Raw genomic sequence first — 21,981 nt, forward strand, 5'->3', positions numbered from 1 at the left:
GGTGTGACGGCCGAGTGCGGTCCGCCACCGTCGGGGGGGAGGCGGACCGCGACTGCGTCAGGAGAGCCCGGAGTACATCTGCCAGCCGCCGCCGACCCGCGTGCGGTACCCGAACGACCCCTTGCCGTCACCCCGGTAGGCCCACAGCACACCGGACGTGTCCCGGGCGAGGAGATCAGCCTTGCCGTCCCCGCTCGAATCGCCCACGCCGACGAGCGAGTTGTAGACCTGCCAGCCGCCGCCGACCTTCACCCGGGCAGCCAGTGTGCCCTCGCCCGTCCCGGCGTACCGCCACAGCGCCCCGGCCTCGTCCCGGGCCAGCAGGTCACCCTTGCCGTCACGGTTCAAGTCGCCCGCCCCGGCCAGCAGGTACCCCTTCCAGCCCGTCCCGATCTTCACGCGCGCCTTGAAGACACCGGCCGCTGTGCTCTCGTACAGGAACAGGTAGCCGGTCGACGTCTCGCGCGCGACCACATCCGCCCGACCGTCCCCGGTCAGGTCGCCGGGCGATGTGAGCGCGTCGTAGATGTTCCAGCCCAGTCCCACCTTCGTGTACGGGGTCGTCGACTTCAACGCCCCACCGCACGAAGGCTTGTACGCCCGCAGCTCACCGCTCTTCACCCGCACCAGCACGTCATTGCACCGGTCGCCGTTCACATCGTCGAACGGGACGGAAGCGGTCACGCTGTTCGCACCCGTCCAGCCCGAACCCGACACCTTCGCGTCCACCGTGCCGGTGCCGTTACCCGTGCCGCCGCGGAAATCCGCCACGCCCGCCGGCGTGAACCCCAGCAGGTCGCCGAACCCGTCATTGCCGACGAAGTCCCGGTCGGCGGCCGCACCGCCCGTCACCTTGACCGAACCCGACACCGCGAGAGCCGGACCCTGCCCGTCGGCCGGCTTCGCGGACAGGGACCAGGTGTACGCGCCGTTGGCGACGAGCTTGCCTGCGGCGTCCGTACCGTTCCAGCCTGCTGTGAACGTTCCACGCGCCTCGCCGCCGGTGATCGTACGGACGACAGCGCCGGTCGCACGGGACGCGATCGACACCTGCCACGAAGCCGCCGGCTTCGACAGCCACCATGAAGGCTGCCATCCCTTCGCCGCGGTGAATCCGGCGTCGGCGTGGGATGTCACCAGGCTCAGTGGCGAGGCTGTCACGCCGCTGTCGGCGACATGGATCATCCGCTCCATGTCGACGTACGCGATACCTCCGCCGAACCGGTCGACCGCATAACTGCCGCGCCGGTTGGTCCGGCTCGAGCCGACCCTTTCGTCGAGGTACCGCGTGGCCACGCTGCCGTTCTGGAACGTGGTCAGCCGCAGTTCGGCGCCGCTGTACGGGTGCTGGACGAAGAAACCGTCACCCAGCAGACCACTCCCTCCGACCCCGGGCAGAGCGGCTTTGGCCCCGGTCCGCAGGTTGACCACGCCGTGCCGGGCGTACTGGTCGCAGGACCAGTACAGCCAGTCGCCGGCTGTCTGGAGTTCTGTCAGGTCACACGGGGCACCCGTGTCCACCGTTCCCGTTTTCTTGCGGGACGGCAGATCGGTCTTGGCCACCTGGCCCCGTGTAGCCGTTCCGGAGTAGAGCGTGTCTCCCCAGACCGAAGCCGCCACCTGCGGCTGCTCGATCACGACCGAGGAGCCCGTTGTCGCGTCGAGGTCGACCACGATGGTCTTGTCCTCGGGGACGAGCATGCCTTCGATCGACGGCCGTCCTCCCTGATACACCGCGTACCGGCCGAAGGAGTCCACGACTCTGCCGTCGAAGTTGCCGGTGAGGGCCCGGGATGCCTCCCCGGAGGACCGCCGGCCCACCACCTCGACCTGAGGATTCGACTCGTAGTTTCGGACCTGGTAGACACTCCGGCCGTCACCGCTGTTCAAGAGCTGGGTACAGGAGATCTGGCCGCACGAGGTGTAGTCGTAGGAACGACCCGATTCCCTGCCGATCCAGGTCGCCGGGCCGGCCGGCGTCGTGTCGGGGCCTACGCCGAGGGACCGGTTGTAGAAGCCGGCTCCTTCAGAGCCTTCGACCTCGACCGTGGAGAGTACGCCGCCACTCAGAGCGACTGCCTGAACCTCACCCGGGAGAGGTGATGCACGGTGGAGGTTCTTCATGGTGGGCTGTCCGTCGAAGCCGACGGACACCTGCTTCAGATACCAGTCGGTAGACGACGTACCGCCCACGACCGCCACGCTCCCCCCGGGCATCTGTACCAGGTCCTCGGCGGACCCGCCCAGCAGCGGAATCGTCCGCTTTCCGTCCGCGGACAGCGCTACCAGCCCACGCTCCAGGTCGGAGCCCACCCCGCTCACTTCCTCGGAAGCGAGGATCCAGCCGTCGAGGAGTCCGATACGGGAGCGGCTCAGGCCCGACGGCAGCACGAAAGGCTGCTCAATGCCGTCGGTTGCTGCCCGGTCCCGCACGTGGACCAGCCCCTGGGAGTCAACCCACGCAAGGGCTTTCGGGGACAGGGTGACGCCGCTCGACCCCAGATCGGCCTCCCACACCCGCATGTGCCCGGTGGCCAGATCGACCAGCCCCAGACGCGTGCTCTCCCACGAATTCTCCGTGGTGCCGAATCGCAGAACCGCTGTGTGGGAGTCCCCCGCGACCAGCCGGGCTCCGTGCATGTTGGCCTCTTCGGGCCATCCACTGATCGGAACGCGCTGCGCCTGGTCGCCGTTCGCGGGAAGGACGTACCAGCCGGCGGTGGATTCCAGCTCGTCGGTCGCGTAGTCCCTGACGAGAACGGATTCCCCGACCAGCCCGACGAATGAATCCGTCTCGGGCAAATTCAGCCGGGTCGCGGTCCCGGCCGCCATGTCGTGAAGGGTGATCGTGCCCGCGCTGTGCTCAGCCACGAGATCGGACTCAGCGCCGAACTCACCGAATGACTCGTTGCCGTCCCCGTATCCGAGGTCCGTGCTCTCGCCCGTGTCGAAGCGGGTCCATTCGTACGTGTCCCCGAAACTCGAGTCAGTGTCTTCGGGTGCATGCACAAAACCGGCAGAACCCACGGCTGCCAGCACCTCGCCCCGGGGGACCTTGCGCCAGTTGGGGGTGATGTCGACAACCCTGCCCGAAGCGCTCGATGCCGCCGCAGCGGCCTTTGCCCCCTCGTCGGCCGAAGCGGTGGCGAGCGTACCCGCTCCCGCAGTGACCCCGAATGCCGCGATAACGATGACAGCGCTGCGCAGAATCGTGTGATGTCTCAAGCCGAGCCCCTCCGGAAACTTCGGAAAAGAGCAGGAGAAGAACCGCCGCGGCACGTTCTGCGGCCTTTGTGAAGTGGAAAGCCCCCCGGCCCCGACCCCCTGCAAGTCGGCCGACCTTAACAGCAGGCGCACAAGCCCCGGAGGCTGATTTAGATCCAGTTCAACGAGGCCGGGGCCCGGACTGCACCCAATAGGTGCGATACGGGCCAGTCCTCAACTACAACGCCCCACCGCACGTCGGCTTGTACGCCCGCGCCTCGCCGCCCTTCGCCCGCGCCAGCACGTCATTGCACCGGTCGCTGACGTTTTCGAACGGGACGGAAGCCGTCACCGAGTTCGCAGTTCCACGAACTCGATCTCCGTGCCCCATCGCTCTGTTCGCATGTTCACACCCCGCGCACGCGACAGGGCCCGCACCCCACCGAAGTGGAGTACGGGCCCTGCTCAACGATCAGGCGATCGCGGTCCGACGATCAGCCGTTGCGCTTCCAGCGCGGCTTGTCGTCGCGGCGGCCGAAGGTGCCGGTGCCGGTACCCGTGCCGGTGCCACCCCGGTGGTCGTCGCGGCGGCCGGTCGGACGGTCGCTGGCGCCGCCGGAGCGGAAGCCGCCCGCCGGACGGTCGTCACGACGGTCGCGGTTGAACGGACGGTCGCTGCCGCCGGAGCGGAAGCCACCGGACGGGCGGTCGTCACGACGGTCGCGGTTGAACGACGGGCGGTCGTTGTCGCGGTTGAACGACGGGCGGTCGTTGTCGCGACGCTCGAAGGAGCGGCCGCCGCGGTCGTCACGACGGTCACCGCCACCGGAGCGGAAGCCGCCCGAGGGACGCTCGTCACGACGGTCGCGGTTGAACGACGGGCGGTCGTTGTCACGGCGCTCGAAGGAGCGGCCGCCGCGGTCGTCACGACGGTCACCGCCACCGGAGCGGAAACCGCCACCGACCGGACGGTCCTCACGGCGGTCGTTGCTGCCGCGGAACGACGGACGGTCGCTGCTGCCGCGGTAGCCGTTGCTGCCGGCCGGACGGCCGCTGCGCTCGCCGACACGGTCGTTGCCGCCACGGTAACCACCGCGGTCGCCACCGCGGTTGTCACGGCGCTCGTAGTTGCCGCGGTCGTCGCGACGCTCCTCGCGGGCCGCGGGCTGCTCCGGCACGGAGGTGGCGGCCAGCAGTGCGGCCTCCGCCTCGGCGGCGACCTCGGCCACCGCTGCCTCGGGGTCGTCGCCCCGCTCGCGCGCGGCGCGGGCGACCAGACGGTCGGCCTCCTCGCGCAGCTCCACGGCACGGCGCTGGATGCGCTCCAGCTGCTTGGTCAGGTCGGCGGCCTCGCGCTCGGCCTGCTTGGCGGCGTTGTTCGCGGAGTCGGCCTGGACCTCGGTGAGCGAACGGGCGCCGGTGATCTCGGCGACCTCCGGCTCGAAGACGCCCGCGCCCTGGACGATGTGACGCGACGCGTCGACGCCCGCGTCCTCCATCAGACGGAAGATCTGGCGACGCTGGTGCGGAAGCGCCAGCGAAACGACGACACCGGACTTGCCGGCACGGGCGGTACGGCCCGAGCGGTGCAGGTAGTCCTTGTGGTCGCCGGCCGGGTCCACGTTCAGGACCAGGTCGATGCCGTCGACGTGGATACCGCGCGCGGCGACGTCGGTCGCGACCAGCGCGTTGACGAAGCCCTTCTTGAAGTCCTCGAGAACGCGGGTACGGGCACCCTGGGTCATGCCGCCGTGCAGGGCGTCAGCCTTGACGCCGGCGTCGACGAGCTGCTCGGCGATGCGGTCGGCGCCCAGCTGGGTGCGGACGAAGATGATCGTGCGGCCCTTGCGGGCGGCGATGGCGGAGGTGACCGGCGCCTTGTCCTTCGGCTTCACGACGAGGACGTGGTGCGACATGGTCGAGACGTTGCCCTGGGCGGAGTCGACCTCGTGGGTGACCGGGTTGCTCAGGTAGCGCTTGACCAGGGTGCCGATCTCGTTCTCCATGGTGGCGGAGAAGAGCATGCGCTGGCCGCCGCCGGGGATCTGGTCGAGCAGCTCGGTGACCTCGGGCAGGAAGCCCAGGTCGGACATCTGGTCGGCCTCGTCGAGGACGGCGACCTGGACGTTCTCCAGGGAGCAGGCGCCCCGGTTGATGATGTCGCGCAGCCGGCCCGGGGTGGCGACGAGGACGTCGACACCGCGCTCCAGCGCGTAGATCTGGTTGCCCATCGACGTACCGCCGCAGACGACCTTCATCTTCAGGCCCAGCACGTCGCCGTACGGCTGCAGCGCGTCCGCGACCTGCATCGCGAGCTCACGCGTCGGGGTGAGGATGATCGCGCGGGGCTTCTTCTTCTCGGTGTGCCCACCGGCCAGCGAGGCCAGGGTCGGCAGACCGAAGGAGAGGGTCTTGCCGGAGCCGGTACGGCCGCGGCCCAGGATGTCCTTGCCGGCCAGGGCGTCCGGGATGGTCGCTGCCTGGATCGGGAAGGGCGAGGTCACACCGTTCTGCGCGAGCTTGCGGACGATGCCCTCGGGCAGGCCCAGCTCGGCGAACGTGATGGTCGGCTCGGCGTCGGCCTGGTCGGCGGCGTCGGTGTCGGCCTGCTCGGTCACGGCGACGGTGTCGGCCTGCTCGGCCGACGGGGCGTCGGTCTCGACGGAGTCGGCGGACTCGGCGACGACGGCCTCTGCGGCCTCGATGAGCTCGGCGCTCTCGACGGTGTTGTCGACGTTCTCGGGCATGACGGTGTGGTCAGAACTGGAAATTGACATGCGAAATGCGAAACCTCTCGGAGTCTCGGCACGCGCCCGTAACTCCGTGTTTTCGCAATTTCGACCGCCTCAATGCGGTCCAGCCACGGCAAGGGAGAGTACGCGCCACACGGCGCTCTTCTGTGTCGGCGCCGGGCAATGGGATCAAACGATCTATAACCATACGCACTCTTCCCCCCATTGCGCAACCCGCCCCCCGCTACCTCTCCCCTCAGGCCGGTCCCACCTGCGGTGATGCCTCCGGAGTCCGCATCGCGTAGACGGCGTCCGGCGCACCCGTCGTGCCGTTACGGAGCTGGGCGGCCGGCGAGGCCGAGGGCACCGGCGGCGGCTCGGAAGGCTCCGGCTCGGGCTCCGGCGGAGTCGGCGGCTGCGGAGTCTCGGGGGTGCCGGGGCCCGGGTCGGACGCGGCCGGTGGTTCCGGTTGCTCGGGAGCCCCGGGCCCCGGCGCCGAGGGCGTCAACGGTGCCGGGGGGCGGCCCTTCGCCGGGCCGGACCGACCAGGTTTCGCACCGGGGCTGTCCGAGGGGGCCGCGGAGGCGCTCGGATCGGTGGACCGGCCGGCCCTGCGCTCGGAGTGCGCCCCGGCGCCGCCCCCCGTACGGGCGTGGCCGGTCCCTGCGACCGTGGCTCCGTCCGGCTCGGCCACCGAGCCCTTCGGCACGGCGGAGCCGGAGGGCGCCGGTTTCCCGCTGTCGGAACCGATGCTCATGCAGCCGGTGGACGCGGCGATCGTCACCGCAGTGACGGCCGCCCAGCGAACGGGCGCGGACAACTGGCGCACGGGGGCACCTCCGGGGGGCGCGAAGAAGGACGAGTCATCCCGGAAACGAGCCGGGAGCGCTGTGCCCAACTCCCGCCACCCCGCCGGGGACACGCCCACGGGCAGGCCCGCACACCTCATTCACACCTCGCCGTGTGCCGCGTATCACCCGTGTCCGCGCGGACACGGCCACGGCCTCACCCGTAACCGAGCGCGTGCAGCCTCTCGTCGTCGATGCCGAAGTGGTGGGCGATCTCGTGCACGACCGTGATCTCCGTCTCGGCGACCACGTCCTCGCGCGACGCGCACATCCGCAGCGTCGGGCCCCGGTAGATGGTGATCCGGTCAGGCAGGACGCCCGCGTACCACTCACCGCGCTCGGTCAGCGGCGTGCCCTCGTAGAGCCCCAGCAGTTCCGGATCGTCGGACTCCGGTTCGTCCTCGACGAAGACCGCGACGTTGTCCATCAGCCGGGTGAGCTCCGGCGGGATCCGGTCCAGCGCCTCGCCGACCAGTTCCTCGAACGCTTCCCGCGTCATCTCCAGCACCCCGCCATTGTCACGTACGGCCGCCGGATGCGCCCCGGTCCGCCGCAAGCGCATATACGGCTCGTCGCCGGGGCATACGCGCCCAATGGCCCGCGACCCGTTCCGTGCCGCAGCAGCCCGCGTCCGGCACCTCACCCGCCTCCGCCCACGCCCGCGCTCCGGCCGTCGCACCGGCCGCAGCCTCCACCACTCCCATGGCCGCGGCATGCTCGCCGGCGCGCCGCGCCCGTTCGCCCGCGCGCTGGGCCTGGTGGCCGTCGTGCTGTTCGGCGCCTGGCTGGGACTGCTGGCGGTCGGCAGTGTCCGTACGCCCGTGGGTCCGATGGACACGACCATGACCCTGCGGCCCTCCCTCAGCGGCGGCACCAAGATCAACGTGTCCCCGCTCGGCGCCCTGGAACTGGACTCGCACCGCGCCCCGGTCCGGCTCGACGTCGATGTCGACCGCCTCGACCCGGTCCGCTCCGAAGCCCTGGTCCAGCACCCCGAACGGCTCGCCGGACTGGAGGGCGAGGTCAGCGGTGACGTCGCCACCGGTGCCCGCGAGCTCGCCGTGCGCTCCTGCGTGGCGGTCGTCTCCGGAGCGACCGCGCTCGGCCTCGCCGTCTACCGCAGGCCCCGGCGCGCCCTGGCCGCCGGCGGGCTCGCGCTCGCGCTGCTGACCGCCTCGGGCGTCGGGGCGTACGCCACCTGGAACCCCGAGTCGGTCCTGGAGCCGAAGTTCTCCGGGCTGCTCTCCAGCGCCCCCTCCGTCGTCGGCGACGCCCGCTCGATCGTCACCGACTTCGACGTCTACCAGCAGGAACTCGCCCGGCTGGTCACCAACGTCACCAAGCTGTACGACGCCACCTCGACGCTCCCCGTGTACAGCCCGGACCCTGCCACGCTCCGCGTTCTGCACGTCTCCGACATCCACCTCAACCCCGCGGCGTGGCACATCATCGGATCGCTCGTCGAGCAGTACGACATCGACGTGATCATCGACTCCGGCGACACGATGGACCACGGGGCGGCCGTGGAGAACAGCTTCCTCGACCCGATCAGTGACCTGGGCGCGCCCTACGTGTGGGTCCGCGGCAACCACGACTCGGCCGTGACGCAGAAGTACCTGGAGGGGAACAAGCGCTTCAAGAACGTGCACGTGCTCGACGACGGCCGCGCGGTGGACGTCGGCGGGCTGCGGGTGGCGGGCATCGGCGACCCGCAGTTCACCCCGGACCGCACGGGTCCGGAGCAGGCCGAAGACGTCGAGCGGGCGGCAGGTCTGCGCCTCGCCGCGGCGCTGCGCGGGCAGGGACGGGCCCGCACGCCGGTGGACATCGCCGTCGCCCACGAGCCGGAGGCGGCCCGGCAGACGGACGGGGCGGTTCCCCTCGTGCTGGCCGGTCATGTGCACCACCGGCAGAACGAAGTCATGAAGGGGGGCACCCGGCTGATGGTCGAGGGGTCCACGGGTGGCGGCGGGCTGCGTGCCGTACAGAACGAGAAGCCGGAGCAGGTGCTCGCGTCGGTGCTCTATCTGGACCGCTCCACCCGCCGTCTGCAGGCCTGGGACGAGATCACCCTGGGCGGCCTCGGCCTGACGACCGCCGAGGTCAGCCGCCATCTCCCCAAGGAGAGCCGACCCGACGCGACGCCCTCTCCTATTCGGTTTGGCTGACACCGAAACCCCCGTGTACAGTCTCCGACGTGCCCAAGGGCGCCGGTCAGGGCTCGACCGTTCTGCAACCCGCAAGGTTGAAGGAGAAGCCGAACCTCTTGGGGGGAAGCGGAGTCACACGCTTCTTCACTTTCCCTTCGGGCGACAGACGTGGAAGCAAGCTGTACCAGCAGTTCTGCCCTCATCGTCTAGTGGCCCAGGACGCCGCCCTTTCAAGGCGGTAGCACGGGTTCGAATCCCGTTGGGGGCACGCACAACCTGTGCGACACTTAGTCGCACAAAGCTTGGTCCTGTGGAGCAGTTTGGAGTGCTCGCCACCCTGTCAAGGTGGAGGCCGCGGGTTCAAATCCCGTCAGGACCGCTGCAGCCCTTATGAGCTGCGTGGCTGGGTAGCTCAGTTGGTACGAGCGATCGCCTGAAAAGCGATAGGTCGCCGGTTCGATCCCGGCCCCAGCCACCACCCGAAGGCCCCGTCCGATGGACGGGGCCTTCGCCGTGTCAGGCGCCCTCCCGGTCCGCGGTGTTCACCCTGTCGGCACTGTCCGCGCCGGCCCCGCTCCGGCGTCGCCCGGACCGCACCGCGAGCACCACCAACACCACGGCCACCACCGCGACCAGCAGGATCGCGTCGGGCACGCGCTCGCCGATGCCCCGGGCCCACTGCTCGACGGCGAACGACTGGTCCACGTTCAGCAGCCCGGGCAGCGCGGTCGTCCCGTCGTAGGCGAGGAACAGCGCGCCGAGGCCGATGAAGAAGAGCCCCGACAGCAGCGTCGTCGTGTGCAGCTCGAAACGGCCGAGCCGCAGTGCCCGGCCGCGCAGCCACGCCCGCCGGCCCAGGTCGAACCGCTCCCAGAGCAGCGCGAGCAGGAAGAGCGGCACCGCCATGCCGAGTGCGTACACGGCGAGCAGCAGTCCTCCGTACGCCGGGCTGCCGCTGACGGCCGCGACGGTGAGGACGCTGCCCAGGATCGGTCCCGCGCAGAAGCCGGCCAGGCCGTAGACGGCTCCGAGCGCGTAGACGGACAGCGCGGTCGTGGGGCGGATCCTGCCGCTGAGCGCGGAGATCCGGCGCGAGGCGAAGCCCAGACCGATGATCTGGGCGACACCGAGCCCGATGATCAGCCAGCCCGCGCCGAGGACGAGGGCGTCGCGATGGCTGTAGAAGAGCCGTCCGGCGTACGAGCCCGCGGCCCCGAGCGGGACGAGGGTGGTGGCCAGGCCCGCGTAGAAGATCCCTGTCCGGGCGAGCAGCCTGGAGGCGGAGTCGATGGAGTACGCGAAGAAGGCGGGGAGCAGCAGGGCGCTGCACGGGCTGAGCAGGGCCAGCAGCCCGCCGAGGAGCGCGGCGAAGTAGCCGATGTCCGCCGTCACTTCGCGGAGCCCTGACCCTTCGCGGCGCCTTCCGGGGATGGGGTGCCCTGGGTGTCCTGGCCCGCGTTGCCGAGGTTCTTCGCCCGGTCGGCCGCCTGCTCGATGGCCCGGGTGAAGGTCTCCGACGACTGCGCCCCGGCGATCGGGCGGCCGTTGATCAGGAAGGACGGGGTGGACGTCGCGCCGATTCCGTACCCCTGCTCCTGGTCCGCGCTCACCGCTGCCGCGGCCGCCGTGCCGTCCGTGTCGCGGACGAAGCGGTCGAGGTCGGGCACCCCTGCCTCGGCGGCGAGCGCCTTCAGGCGGTCCTTGCCGAACCCCTTCTCCTTGGCTCCTTCGGCGTACGCGGCGCGGTGGAACTCCCAGAAGCGGTTCTGCTGTCCGGCGGCCCAGGAGGCGCGCGCGGCGGCCTCGGACTCGGCGCCGAAGATCGGGAAGTTGCGCCACTCGACGCGCAGCGTGCCGGCGTCGACGTACTTCGTCACCAGGGCCGGTTCGGTGTCCCGGGCGAACTTCCCGCAGTAGCCGCACTTGAAGTCGGCGTACTCGATGAGGACGACCGGCGCGTCCGCACGGCCCAGCGCCAGCTTGTCGCCGGCATCGCGCCGGGCGAGCTTCGCCAGCTCCGGGTAGATGCCCTCGTCCGGACCCGCGGTGACGTCGGCCACCACGGAGGAGGAACCGGTGCCGGGGGAATCGGGGGCGGTGGCCCGGTAGGACACGTAACCGAACAGTGCTGCCGCGACGACGACCCCTACGCCGTAGACCAGCGGCTTCCTGCTGGATGTCCGGGACGAGGGCTTCGGGGCGGGCTTGGGCATGGACGTGGGCATGCGGAACTCCGAGCTGGTGATGCGGGAGGAAGGGGGACGGCCGGGAGGAGCGGGCCGTCTACACCCTCAGTACGGAGAGTTCCACCGCAGTCGGCGGGGCCGCGTCGGGTCCGTGCGGCGTCATCGGCGCGGGTTGCCGCACCGGCACCGGCACAGCGGCTGCGGGCAGGCCCCACTCGGCGAGGCCCGGCGCCTGGTCGTGGGCCGCGCGGGCCCGCCCGGGAACGGCCGGCTCGGTTCCGTCGTGCTTGCCGCCCCTGCCGCACCCGGGAAGCCCGTCACCCTGCCCGGCGCCCATGGACACGGCCACGGCCGGACCCGGAGGAGGCGCCGGCTCCGCAGCCACCGTCGGCCCGCAGAACAGCCCCAGGACGACGGCAAGGGCCGCCACCAGGCAGCACCACGACGAACGGGACACGGCGGACAGGCCTTCCGGCAGGGGCTCGGCAGAGGGATCAGCTGCCCGGAATGGTACGTGCTGTGATCACACTCTCCGCGGCTGTACGGGCCCGGTGACCGAGGCCGCGCGAAATAGGTTCGCCGTTCCCCGGGCCCGGGTGAGATCCTGGGATCCGTATGTCTACTTCCTTTGCCGATCTCCAGTCCCAGCTCGGGCAGCTCTCGCTCCGCGACGCGCACCGGCTCGGCCGCCGTCTCGAAGGCGCGCGCCGCATTCGTAAGCCCGATGCCCAGCAGGCCGTGCTGGACGAGATCGCGTCCCAGGCCACGAAGGCAGCCGGGCGCCTCGCGCTGCGGGCCGGGCGGATGCCTGCCCTCTCGTACCCCGAACAGCTGCCGGTCAGCCAGAAGAAGGACGAGATCCTGGAGGCGATACGCGACCACCAGGTCGTGATCGTCGCCGGTGAGACCGGCTCCGGCAAGACCACCCAGATCCCCAAGATCTGCATGGAGCTGGGCCGGGGCGTGCGCGGCATGATCGGGCACACCCAGCCGCGCCGGATCGCGGCGCGCACGGTCGCCGAGCGGATCGCGGAGGAACTGAAGACGCCGCTGGGCGAGGCGGTCGGCTGGAAGGTGCGCTTCACCGACCAGGTCAACCAGGACGCGACCTTCGTCAAGCTGATGACGGACGGCATCCTGCTCGCCGAGATCCAGACGGACCGCGAGCTGCTCGCGTACGACACGATCATCATCGACGAGGCCCACGAGCGGTCGCTGAACATCGACTTCCTGCTCGGCTATCTGGCCCGGCTGCTGCCCAAGCGCCCGGATCTGAAGGTCGTCATCACCTCGGCGACCATCGACCCGGAGCGCTTCGCGCGCCACTTCGGCGAGGCGCCGATCGTCGAGGTCAGCGGGCGTACGTATCCGGTGGAGGTGCGCTACCGCCCCCTGCTGGAGGAGGACAGCGAGGACTCCGACCGCGACCAGATCACCGCGATCTGCGACGCCGTCGACGAGCTCCAGCACGAGGGGCCCGGCGACGTCCTGGTCTTCCTCTCCGGCGAGCGCGAGATCCGCGACACCGCCGACGCGCTCGGCAAACGCAACCTCAGACACACTGAGGTGCTCCCCCTCTACGCCCGCCTGTCGCACGCCGAGCAGCACCGCGTGTTCCAGCGCCACACCGGCCGCAGGGTCGTGCTCGCGACCAACGTCGCCGAGACCTCGCTGACCGTCCCCGGCATCAAGTACGTGATCGACCCGGGCAACGCCCGCATCTCCCGCTACAGCCACCGCACCAAGGTCCAGCGGCTGCCGATCGAGCGGATCTCGCAGGCCAGCGCCAACCAGCGCAAGGGCCGCTGCGGCCGTACGTCGGACGGCATCTGCATCCGGCTGTACTCCGAGGACGACTTCGTGACCCGCCCGGAGTTCACGGACCCGGAGATCCTCCGTACGAACCTGGCCTCCGTCATCCTCCAGATGACCGCGGCCGGTCTCGGCGACATCGAGAAGTTCCCCTTCATCGACCCGCCGGACCACCGCAACATCCGCGACGGCGTGCAGCTGCTCCAGGAGCTGGGCGCGCTGGATCCGGACGAGAAGGATCCGAAGAAGCGGCTCACCCCGCTGGGCCGCAAGCTCTCGCAGCTGCCGGTGGACCCGCGCCTGGCCCGCATGGTCATCGAGGCAGACCGGAACGGCTGCGTCCGCGAGGTCATGGTCATCGCCTCCGCGCTCTCCATCCAGGACCCGCGCGAGCGGCCGTCCGAGAAGCAGACCCAGGCCGATCAGCAGCACGCCCGGTTCAAGGACGAGACGTCGGACTTCCTGGCGTTCCTGAACCTGTGGCGCTACATCCGCGAGCAGCAGAAGGAGCGCGGCTCCTCCAGCTTCCGCCGGATGTGCAAGCAGGAGTACCTGAACTTCCTGCGCATCCGCGAATGGCAGGACATCTACGCGCAGCTGCGCACGGTCGCCAAGCAGATGGGCATCGAGCTCAATGAGGACGACGCTCCGGAGCAGTCGGTGCACACCTCGCTGCTGGCCGGTCTGCTGTCACACATCGGGCTGAAGGACACCGAGAAGAACGAGTACCTGGGCGCCCGCAGCGCCAAGTTCGCGATCTTCCCGGGATCGGCGCTCTTCAAGAAGCAGCCGCGGTTCGTGATGTCGGCCGAACTGGTGGAGACGTCCCGGCTGTGGGCGCGGGTCAACGCCCGGGTCGAGCCCGAGTGGATCGAACCGCTGGCCCAGCACCTGCTGAAGCGCACCTACAGCGAGCCGCACTGGGAGAAGGACCAGGCGGCGGTGATGGCGTACGAGCGGGTCACGCTGTACGGCGTACCGATCGTGGCCCAGCGCAAGATCAATTTCGGCCGCATCGACCAGGAGGCCTCGCGGGACCTCTTCATCCGCAACGCCCTGGTCGAGGGTGACTGGCGCACGCACCACCAGTTCTTCCACGACAACCGCAAACTCCTGGGCGAGGTCGAGGAGTTGGAGCACCGCGCCCGGCGCCGCGACATCCTCGTCGACGACGAGACGCTCTTCGACTTCTACGACCAGCGCATCCCCGAACACGTCGTCTCCGGTGCGCACTTCGACTCGTGGTGGAAGCACAAGCGCAAGGACGAGCCGGACGCCCTCGACTTCGAGCGCTCGATGCTCATCAACAAGAAGGCCGGCGCCGTCACCAAGGACGACTATCCGGACTCCTGGCGGCAGGGGAAGCTCAAGTTCCGTGTGACGTACCAGTTCGAGCCCGGTGCGGACGCCGACGGTGTGACCGTCCACATCCCGCTCCAGGTGCTCAACCAGGTCACGTCCGAGGGCTTCGACTGGCAGATCCCGGGCCTGCGCGAGGAAGTGGTCACCGAGCTGATCCGTTCCCTGCCCAAGCCGATCCGCCGGCACTACGTCCCCGCGCCGAACTACGCCGACAAGTTCCTGGACCGGGCCGTGCCGCTGCAGGAGCCGCTGCCGATGACGCTGGCCCGCGAGCTCCAGCGGATGGTCGGTGTCCCCGTCACCGCGGACGACTTCGACCTGAGCCGTGTCCCGGACCACCTGAAGATCACCTTCCGGGTCGTCGACGAGCGTCGCCGCAAGGTCGCCGAGGACAAGGACCTGGAGGCGCTGCGGGTCCAGCTGCGCCCCAAGGCCCGCCGCGCCCTCTCCCAGGCCGCCGCGGCGACCGCGGGGCCGTCCGGTGAGTCCATCGAGCGCTCCCACCTCACGGACTGGACGATCGGCACACTGGACCGGGTGTTCGAGACGCGAAGGGCGGGCCAGCCGGTCAAGGCCTTCCCGGCTCTCGTCGACCAGGGTGAATCGGTGGCCGTACGGCTCTTCGACACCGAGGCCGAGCAGCAGCAGGCCATGTGGCGCGGCACCCGGAAGCTGATCCTGCTGAACATCCCGGTGAACCCTGCGAAGTTCGCCTCGGACAAGCTCACGAACCAGCAGAAGCTGGCCCTGTCCCGCAACCCGCACGGCTCCATCCAGGCACTCTTCGACGACTGCGCGATGGCGGCCGCCGACCGGCTGATCGCCGCGCACGGCGGTCCGGCCTGGGACGAGGCGTCGTTCCGGAAGCTGTACGACAAGGTGCGCGCCGATCTGGTGGACCTGACCGTCCGCACGATCGGCCAGGTCCAGCAGATCCTGGCCGCCTGGCAGGCCTGCGAACGCAGGCTGAAGGCCACGAACAGCCTGGTCCTGATCAACAACGTCACGGACGTACGGGACCACCTCGCCCGTCTCGTGCCGGCCGGGTTCGTCACCCTGACCGGGCTGCGCAGGCTGCCCGACCTGATGCGCTACCTCGTCGCCGAGGACCGCCGACTCCAGCAGATGCCGACGAACGTCCAGCGCGACACCACGCGCATGGAGAAGGTCCACGAGATGCAGGACGAGTACGCCTGGCTGCTGGAGCAACTGCCGCAGGGCAGGCCCGTTCCGCAGGAGGTCCTGGACATCCGCTGGATGATCGAGGAGCTGCGGGTCAGCTACTTCGCGCACGCGCTCGGTACCGCGTTCCCGGTCTCCGACAAGCGGATCGTGAAGGCGATCGACGCCGCCGCCCCGTAGGGCCGTCCGGCGATGGGTGCGTAACGGATCCGCCACCAGGAGTGAGGTCGACCGCACCCTCTGACCTCCTGTACAGTCTGTCTTCGCAGGCAGCCGCAAGGAAGCCCGCGAAGACCTGGTCCTGTGGAGCAGTTTGGAGTGCTCGCCACCCTGTCAAGGTGGAGGCCGCGGGTTCAAATCCCGTCAGGACCGCAGTAACGAAAGCCCGGATCCTCTGGATCCGGGCTTTCGCGCGTCTTGACTCCGGTGTCCGCCGACGAGTACTCAGAAACCAAGGGCTGCCCCTGGTTGTTCCGGTCGGGGCGGCACGCATCCACCGGGAGGTGGCGCGGATGACGGCATCCACGGGGGAAGGCTTCCGCTCGGGACGGCCGGATGCCCACGAGTTGGCACCGACCCCGGCCCAGGCCCCGACCCCGGCCCAGGCCCCGGCCCCGGCCTCTGCTCCGGCCCCTGCTCCTGCCCCCGTTCGCGGGAAGGCGCCCCGCCACGAGATACGCGCCCTGCTGCGTGCCCATCTGGCGGCGGCATCGGGCTACCGCCACCTCACCCGGCACTGCGCGGTCTGCGCACGGTTACTGCGGCTCGCCATGGAGCCTCTGGCGGCCTCCGAGCGCCCGGACGCGCCCGCGAGGCCTTCAGCCGCCCACGAACCGCCCAGAACGGCCACAGCGGCCGCGACCCCGCCCGCGCCGGCACCGGCGCCCCCCACCCCCTCCGCACCGGCACCCACGTCGGCGCCCGCACCCGCACCCGCACCCGCACCCGCACGACAGGAACCGACCGCTGAGCACGTGTCGCCCTCCGAGGCGCAGGAACAGACCGTGCGGCCTGTGACGGAGCCCGAATCGACGACGGACGGCAGCGCCCCTCGGGCACTCACCGGGCGCCGCACCCCCACCCGGATGACGGCCCGCCTCACCCCCTCGTCCGCCTCGTCCCCGCCGGCCGATACCGGAACGGGCCGGAAAGAGCGGCGCGGGCCCGCGTGGGCGGAGGACGAAGGTCCCCCCGCCGCGTGACCAATGGCGCGGCGTTCCGCTCCCCAACAGTGGCAGGCTCGTACTTGGCAAGACTCGTGCCATGTGACGGGTGTCACCGAATCAGTTTTCAGAAGGGGTGGCTTTACACCCTTCCTACAACTGACGAATTTAATATGTGCAATTGCACCACTCGGCAGGGGCACCCCTGACCGGCCCCGACCACCCTCCCCCTGGCCGTCAGCGGGGCGGGACGCACCGCCCCACAGGGACGCGAACAGACCCGCCCGGAGCCAACCGGACGCCCGGTTTCCAGTGGCGGATTACGGACAGAAGAGCGGGTGTCGGCGGGAGCCGCCACCGTCGGCCAGGCGCACAAAAAAGATCGCGCTGGACCCGGCGGAGTCCAGCGCGATCTGATGACAACACCCGTATGGCACAGGTATGGCGCCCGTTGGGGCGGGCGCCCGTCATATGGAGCTATGGGTGGGCTATGCGGGTTGGGGGACCCAAAAGCCCAGTTGTGACGCGGCGACAGGGGTATGTCAGGCCTCGCTGCGCTGCTGCGGAATACCCGCAAGCAGTGCGCGGACCTCTGCCTCGCGGTACCGGCGATGTCCACCGAGCGTGCGGATGGACGTGAGCTTGCCTGCCTTGGCCCAACGGGTAACCGTCTTCGGGTCCACGCGGAACATCGTGGCAACCTCAGCCGGGGTCAGCAGCGGCTCGGCATCAGGGGTGCGAGCGGTCATGAGCGGCCTCCTCGGGAGAACCGAACCATCTCGGTTCTTTCCTCTAAATTCTGCACCTTGACCCACGTTGCCCGAAATGGCGGACGCGGGCCGAGTCGGTTATAGGACGAACGGCTTGTCCTCGGCACTACAACTACACCATCCGTCCAGCCACGTCGGCCAAACCGATGGAATTGCCCTCCCAGGTGTTCATCAGCGACGGAAGCCGATGGACCATGCCATAGCGGACAGTCACACCATCGTGACGATCAGTCACAGAGCGATCAGGAGCCATCAGACCCCCCATAGAGTGCAATGCTGAGCATTCCACCCATACTTGGTCGGAAGGAGCCCTCCCCGGACTCCTTGTCCTATTTTGGCACGAGGAGTGGGGAAGGACGCAAGGGCCCCGTAAGTGCTTTCCATCACGCTTGAGGCAAAGGCCCGGTTCGGGACGTAGGTCCCGAGACCACTGAGGTACGGTTCCGCCTCTTCACCCTCACGTGTCACACGGGTCACAGGTTCATGGTTCGTCAGTTCGGTTGCCAGTTCGCTCGTCAGTTCGCAAACTGGCGGTCCCTCACGGCTCTCCAGCGCTCGGCGAGACGCGCGTACGCCTCGCTCGCCCTCTCGGCATCCCCGGCGCCCAGCGCCGCGATGCCCTCGGCCACGTCCGCGGCGCTGCGGTCCGCGGCGAGCTGCCCGGCCGGCAGGGCGTGCACCAGCCCTCCGTAGTCCAGCTCCACGAGCGCACGCGGATGGAACTCCTCCAGCCACCGCCCGACGTCCACCAACCCCTCGGTCAGCGGGCCGTCGTCCATTGACTCGCGCAACGTCTTCAGCCCCCGCGCGAGCCTGCGCCGCGCCTGGACCATCGGCGTCCGGTACCGCAGCAGCGGCGGCTCACCGCTCTCCCCCGCCTCCAGGTACTCGCGCTCCTCGTCCCCGAAGAGGACGAACCAGCGCACCGGCACCTGCCACACCGCCGTCCTGATCCAGGGCCGGGCATCCGGATTGCGCTCCGACCACCGCTCGTGATCGGCCACGGCCTGCCCGCGCACCACCGGCGGCAGCACCGCGTCGAGCACCGCGTCCGGAAACATGTCCGCCAGCCCGTCCAGCGCCAGCCACCCGCGCAGCCGGGTCCGCCACGGACAGACACACACCACCCCGTCCACCTCGGCGACGAACGCGTCGGCGCTCTCGTGCGCCGGCACGCCGACCGGCGGGGTCGCCACCAAGTCGGCCAGGGAACGGCGCAGTTCGTCCTGAGCCGTGGGGACGCGCTCGCGGCCCGCATAGCGGGCCCAGTGAGCACGTTCGGCTTCCGGGAAGGCCGCCAGTGGCTCGTACACCCGGAGGTAGGACGCGTAAGGGACGAGCACCGAAGACACCACCGACATGCAGCGATCGTGTCACGCCCGTACTCCTGTAGGGGGTGATCCTCGGCACTGGAACAGATCTACGCCCGCCGAGGACTTACGCTCTTGCCCGGACGGACCGGCCGAGCCGGTCCTTCCGGGCCCTCCCCACCTTCAGGAGGGTCTCCCCGCCGCTTCGTACTTGGGAGTCACCACAGTGACCGATGTGACCGGCGCGCCTGTCGACGTACTGCACACCCTGTTCCACTCGGACCAGGGTGGGCACGAACAAGTCGTGCTCTGCCAGGACCGCGCCAGCGGCCTCAAGGCCGTGATCGCCCTGCACTCCACCGCCCTGGGCCCGGCCCTGGGCGGTACCCGCTTCTACCCGTACGCCTCCGAGGAGGAGGCCGTCGCGGACGCGCTGAACCTGGCGCGCGGCATGTCGTACAAGAACGCCATGGCCGGCCTCGACCACGGCGGCGGCAAGGCCGTCATCATCGGCGACCCCGAACTGATCAAGAGCGACGAACTCCTGCTGGCCTACGGCCGTTTCGTGGCCTCGCTCGGCGGGCGTTACGTGACGGCCTGCGATGTCGGCACCTATGTCGCCGACATGGACGTCGTCGCTCGCACGTGCCGCTGGACCACGGGCCGCTCCCCCGAGAACGGCGGCGCCGGCGACTCCTCCGTGCTCACCGCTTTCGGCGTCTTCCAGGGGATGCGGGCCTCGGCCCAGCACCTCTGGGGCGACCCGACGCTGCGTGGCCGGAAAGTGGGGGTCGCGGGGGTGGGCAAGGTGGGCCACCACCTCGTCGAGCACCTGCTGTCGGACGGCGCCCAGGTCGTGATCACGGATGTGCGGGACGAGTCCGTGCGCCGGATCACCGAGAAGCACCCCGAGGTCGCCGTCGCGGCGGACACCGCGGCGCTGATCCGTACCGAGGGACTGGACATCTACGCGCCGTGCGCGCTCGGCGGCGCTCTCGACGACGACACCGTTCCGGTGCTCACCGCCTCGGTGGTGTGCGGCGCGGCCAACAATCAGCTCGCGCACCCGGGTGTCGAGAAGGACCTGGCGGACCGGTCGATCCTGTACGCACCCGACTACGTGGTGAACGCCGGCGGTGTCATCCAGGTCGCGGACGAACTGCACGGCTTCGACTTCGACCGGTGCAAGGCGAAGGCTTCGAAGATCTTCGACACCACGCTGGCCATCTTTGCGCGTGCGAAGGCTGACGGCATCCCGCCGGCCGCCGCGGCCGACCGCATCGCCGAGCAGCGGATGGCCGAGGCCCGCCGTAGCTGACCGCACCGGGCGCTCCACAGGGCGTCACGCCCGGGTCGGCCCCACCGAACCGCCGACCGGCGAGACAAGACTTACCCCGGTCGGCGGGTCGCGTGCCAATAAGAGGTTAAAATCGCAGTTGACCAGCGAGGACAAGCTCTTCGCAGGTCCTCTTCCGGGCCACGTGATGCGGGCGGCGTACCGTATGGCCGCGGAAGCAGGTACCGTTAAAGCACTACAGGCACGGCCTCTCTGTCGAGAGTCCGTCCTGAAACATGAACGCGTGTCAAGACTCTGGGGCCGTCGAGCCCCGTCACCGAGGGGGTCGAGCCATGGGGCGCGGCCGGGCAAAGGCCAAGCAGACCAAGGTCGCCCGTCAGCTGAAGTACAGCAGCGGCGGGACTGATCTGTCGCGTCTGGCCAATGAGCTGGGCGCATCACCTTCGAGTCAACCACCGAACGCAGAGCCGTTCGAGGACGACGACGAGGAAGATGACCCGTACGCACAGTACGCGGATCAGTACAACGACGACGAGGACGCGGACGAGGACGATCAGTCCGGTCCGTCGTCACAGCGCCGCGGCGCTTGACCTCGCGCTGACACATCAACCCGGTTCGGGCCTGTCCCGGACCGGGTTCTGTGCTGTCCCGGTCCGTAACGTCCGTAGCGGGCGCCGTCCCGGTTCCCAGCGTGTACTGTCCCGGTTTCTGGCGCGTGCCGTACTGCGCCGTGAACCCCATCGGCCCGGCCTTCACATCCGTGAGGTCATGGCCCCCGGGGCTTGCCGGGCGGGCCTGCGCGGCCCGCCCGGGACCTGCGGGCGTCTTGTGGCGCCTGACCTCAGCGCGCGTACCCGCCCACGAGCTCCGCGCCGGTCGCGTGCGTACCGCGGTCGGTGATCTCACCCGCGACCCAGGAGTCGACGCCGCGGTCTGTCAGCGTCGTCAGAGCCGCGTCCACCGATTCGGCGGGGACGATCGCGATCATGCCGACGCCCATGTTGAGCGTCTTCTCCAGCTCCAGCCGCTCGACCTGGCCGGCCTTGCCGACGAGGTCGAAGACCGCGCCGGGCGTCCACGTGGAACGGTCCACCGTCGCGTGCAGGCCGTCCGGGATGACCCGGGCCAGGTTGTTGGCCAGACCGCCGCCGGTGACGTGGCTGAAGCCGTGCACCTCGGTCGTACGAGTCAGCGCCAGGCAGTCCAGGGAGTAGATCCTGGTGGGCTCCAGGAGCTCCTCGCCGAGCGTCCGGCCGAACTCCTCGACCTCGCGGTCCAGCGCCCAGCCGGCACGGTCGAAGACGACGTGGCGGACGAGCGAGTACCCGTTGGAGTGAAGACCGGACGACGCCATCGCGATGACGGCGTCACCCTTGCGGATGCGGTCCGGACCCAGCAGGCGGTCGGCCTCGACCACGCCCGTACCGGCGCCGGCGACATCGAAGTCGTCCGGACCGAGCAGACCGGGGTGCTCGGCGGTCTCGCCGCCGACCAGGGCGCAGCCGGCCAGCACACAGCCTTCGGCGATGCCCTTGACGATGGCCGCGACACGCTCGGGGTGCACCTTGCCGACACAGATGTAGTCGGTCATGAAGAGGGGCTCGGCACCGCACACGACGAGGTCGTCCACGACCATGCCGACGAGGTCGTGGCCGATCGTGTCGTACACGCCCATCTGACGGGCGAGGTCGACCTTCGTGCCGACACCGTCCGTGGCGGAGGCGAGCAGCGGGCGCTCATAGCGCTTGAGCGCCGAGGCGTCGAAGAGGCCGGCGAAGCCGCCGAGGCCGCCGAGGCCCGCGACCTCGGGGCGCTGCGTCTTCTTCACCCACTGCTTCATCAGCTCTACGGCACGGTCGCCGGCCTCGATGTCGACGCCCGCTGCCGCGTAGGAAGCACCTGTTGTCTCAGACATTGCCTGGGATCTTTCGTGTGGAAGTACGGGGCTGGTGGGAAGGCTGCCGA

15 protein-coding genes and 4 tRNA genes are annotated in these 21,981 nt (G+C 69.8%); 9 read left to right on the forward strand and 10 right to left on the reverse strand.

Annotated elements, in window-relative coordinates; all coding sequences use genetic code 11:
* Positions 1–57: 57 nt before the first annotated feature.
* The 4 genes from ACFYPA_RS19715 to ACFYPA_RS19730 all read right to left on the reverse strand — a co-directional run bounded on the left by ACFYPA_RS19715 (position 58) and on the right by ACFYPA_RS19730 (position 7,292).
* Entirely contained in the window at positions 58–2,871 is a 2,814-nt protein-coding gene (locus tag ACFYPA_RS19715) for an FG-GAP-like repeat-containing protein (protein ID WP_389133167.1), read from the reverse strand.
* Between the two features lie 827 nt (positions 2,872–3,698).
* On the reverse strand, positions 3,699–5,951 hold the full coding sequence (locus tag ACFYPA_RS19720) for a DEAD/DEAH box helicase (RefSeq protein WP_389133170.1): 2,253 nt from the start codon (positions 5,949–5,951) through the stop codon (positions 3,699–3,701).
* A 241-nt stretch (positions 5,952–6,192) separates the two neighbouring features.
* Entirely contained in the window at positions 6,193–6,765 is a 573-nt protein-coding gene (locus ACFYPA_RS19725) for a hypothetical protein (protein ID WP_389133173.1), read from the reverse strand.
* Positions 6,766–6,941: 176 nt separating this feature from the next.
* Positions 6,942–7,292, reverse strand: a complete 351-nt coding sequence (locus ACFYPA_RS19730; RefSeq protein ID WP_356322728.1) for a metallopeptidase family protein — start codon at positions 7,290–7,292, stop codon at positions 6,942–6,944.
* An 85-nt stretch (positions 7,293–7,377) separates the two neighbouring features.
* On the opposite strand from ACFYPA_RS19730, the gene ACFYPA_RS19735 reads away from it, so the two are divergent.
* From ACFYPA_RS19735 to ACFYPA_RS19750, 4 genes are all read left to right on the forward strand, one after another.
* Complete coding sequence (locus tag ACFYPA_RS19735; protein ID WP_389133176.1) at positions 7,378–8,952, forward strand: metallophosphoesterase; 1,575 nt, start codon at positions 7,378–7,380, stop codon at positions 8,950–8,952.
* Between the two features lie 177 nt (positions 8,953–9,129).
* A tRNA-Glu gene (locus ACFYPA_RS19740) sits at positions 9,130–9,202 on the forward strand.
* Positions 9,203–9,238: 36 nt separating this feature from the next.
* Positions 9,239–9,313, forward strand: a tRNA-Asp gene (locus tag ACFYPA_RS19745).
* 22 nt (positions 9,314–9,335) lie between these two features.
* Positions 9,336–9,412 (forward strand) — tRNA-Phe (locus ACFYPA_RS19750).
* A gap of 38 nt (positions 9,413–9,450) precedes the next feature.
* On the opposite strand, the gene ACFYPA_RS19755 is transcribed toward ACFYPA_RS19750, so the two are convergent.
* The 3 genes from ACFYPA_RS19755 to ACFYPA_RS19765 are packed head-to-tail and all read right to left on the reverse strand — an operon-like array spanning position 9,451 to position 11,577.
* Positions 9,451–10,326 (reverse strand): cytochrome c biogenesis CcdA family protein, encoded by an 876-nt coding sequence (locus tag ACFYPA_RS19755; protein WP_359083810.1) that lies wholly within the window; start codon positions 10,324–10,326, stop codon positions 9,451–9,453.
* The gene (locus ACFYPA_RS19760) at positions 10,323–11,159 is read right to left on the reverse strand and encodes a DsbA family protein (protein WP_389133180.1); all 837 of its coding nucleotides are present in this window, start codon (positions 11,157–11,159) and stop codon (positions 10,323–10,325) included. The genes ACFYPA_RS19755 and ACFYPA_RS19760 overlap by 4 nt, the downstream gene beginning before the upstream one ends.
* Positions 11,160–11,217: 58 nt before the next feature.
* Positions 11,218–11,577: a hypothetical protein gene (locus tag ACFYPA_RS19765; protein WP_389133183.1), complete on the reverse strand. Its 360-nt coding sequence runs from the start codon at positions 11,575–11,577 to the stop codon at positions 11,218–11,220.
* Positions 11,578–11,735: 158 nt separating this feature from the next.
* Here ACFYPA_RS19765 and hrpA point away from each other — a divergent pair, with 158 nt between their 5' ends.
* The 3 genes from hrpA to ACFYPA_RS19780 all read left to right on the forward strand — a co-directional run bounded on the left by hrpA (position 11,736) and on the right by ACFYPA_RS19780 (position 16,678).
* Positions 11,736–15,656 carry an ATP-dependent RNA helicase HrpA gene (gene hrpA / locus ACFYPA_RS19770; protein WP_389133186.1) on the forward strand — a complete coding sequence of 1,307 codons (3,921 nt, stop codon included), beginning with the start codon at positions 11,736–11,738 and terminating at the stop codon, positions 15,654–15,656.
* Between the two features lie 117 nt (positions 15,657–15,773).
* Positions 15,774–15,848: transfer RNA gene (locus tag ACFYPA_RS19775), tRNA-Asp, on the forward strand.
* Between the two features lie 140 nt (positions 15,849–15,988).
* Complete coding sequence (locus ACFYPA_RS19780) at positions 15,989–16,678, forward strand: DUF6274 family protein (RefSeq protein WP_389133189.1); 690 nt, start codon at positions 15,989–15,991, stop codon at positions 16,676–16,678.
* Between the two features lie 503 nt (positions 16,679–17,181).
* Here the strand turns inward: ACFYPA_RS19780 and bldC are convergent.
* Together bldC and ACFYPA_RS19790 are read right to left on the reverse strand one after the other, a co-directional pair.
* Complete coding sequence (bldC, locus tag ACFYPA_RS19785) at positions 17,182–17,388, reverse strand: developmental transcriptional regulator BldC (RefSeq protein ID WP_003949541.1); 207 nt, start codon at positions 17,386–17,388, stop codon at positions 17,182–17,184.
* 536 nt (positions 17,389–17,924) lie between these two features.
* Positions 17,925–18,770 (reverse strand): hypothetical protein, encoded by an 846-nt coding sequence (locus ACFYPA_RS19790; protein WP_359083805.1) that lies wholly within the window; start codon positions 18,768–18,770, stop codon positions 17,925–17,927.
* Between the two features lie 175 nt (positions 18,771–18,945).
* On the opposite strand from ACFYPA_RS19790, the gene ACFYPA_RS19795 reads away from it, so the two are divergent.
* Together ACFYPA_RS19795 and ACFYPA_RS19800 are read left to right on the forward strand one after the other, a co-directional pair.
* Positions 18,946–20,037, forward strand: a complete 1,092-nt coding sequence (locus ACFYPA_RS19795; protein ID WP_359083804.1) for a Glu/Leu/Phe/Val dehydrogenase dimerization domain-containing protein — start codon at positions 18,946–18,948, stop codon at positions 20,035–20,037.
* 311 nt (positions 20,038–20,348) lie between these two features.
* Positions 20,349–20,606, forward strand: a complete 258-nt coding sequence (locus ACFYPA_RS19800; protein WP_033296941.1) for a DUF3073 domain-containing protein — start codon at positions 20,349–20,351, stop codon at positions 20,604–20,606.
* 251 nt (positions 20,607–20,857) lie between these two features.
* On the opposite strand, the gene purM is transcribed toward ACFYPA_RS19800, so the two are convergent.
* A complete protein-coding gene (gene purM, locus ACFYPA_RS19805) occupies positions 20,858–21,931 on the reverse strand; it encodes a phosphoribosylformylglycinamidine cyclo-ligase (RefSeq protein WP_359313254.1) in 1,074 nt (357 codons plus the stop codon).
* Positions 21,932–21,981: the final 50 nt, after the last annotated feature.

Source organism: Streptomyces sp. NPDC005775 (assembly GCF_042871565.1).
Taxonomy (GTDB): Bacteria; Actinomycetota; Actinomycetes; order Streptomycetales; family Streptomycetaceae; genus Streptomyces.

Excerpts from the sequence above, each read along its gene's own strand:
- ACFYPA_RS19780 (WP_389133189.1), top strand. The coding sequence starts at position 15,989 with ATGACGGCATCCACGGGGGAAGGCTTCCGCTCGGGACGGCCGGATGCC.
- purM (WP_359313254.1), bottom strand. The coding sequence starts at position 21,931 with ATGTCTGAGACAACAGGTGCTTCCTACGCGGCAGCGGGCGTCGACATC.
- ACFYPA_RS19790 (WP_359083805.1), bottom strand. The coding sequence starts at position 18,770 with ATGTCGGTGGTGTCTTCGGTGCTCGTCCCTTACGCGTCCTACCTCCGG.
- ACFYPA_RS19800 (WP_033296941.1), top strand. The coding sequence starts at position 20,349 with ATGGGGCGCGGCCGGGCAAAGGCCAAGCAGACCAAGGTCGCCCGTCAG.
- ACFYPA_RS19720 (WP_389133170.1), bottom strand. The coding sequence starts at position 5,951 with ATGCCCGAGAACGTCGACAACACCGTCGAGAGCGCCGAGCTCATCGAG.
- ACFYPA_RS19760 (WP_389133180.1), bottom strand. The coding sequence starts at position 11,159 with ATGCCCACGTCCATGCCCAAGCCCGCCCCGAAGCCCTCGTCCCGGACA.
- ACFYPA_RS19735 (WP_389133176.1), top strand. The coding sequence starts at position 7,378 with ATGGCCCGCGACCCGTTCCGTGCCGCAGCAGCCCGCGTCCGGCACCTC.
- bldC (WP_003949541.1), bottom strand. The coding sequence starts at position 17,388 with ATGACCGCTCGCACCCCTGATGCCGAGCCGCTGCTGACCCCGGCTGAG.
- hrpA (WP_389133186.1), top strand. The coding sequence starts at position 11,736 with ATGTCTACTTCCTTTGCCGATCTCCAGTCCCAGCTCGGGCAGCTCTCG.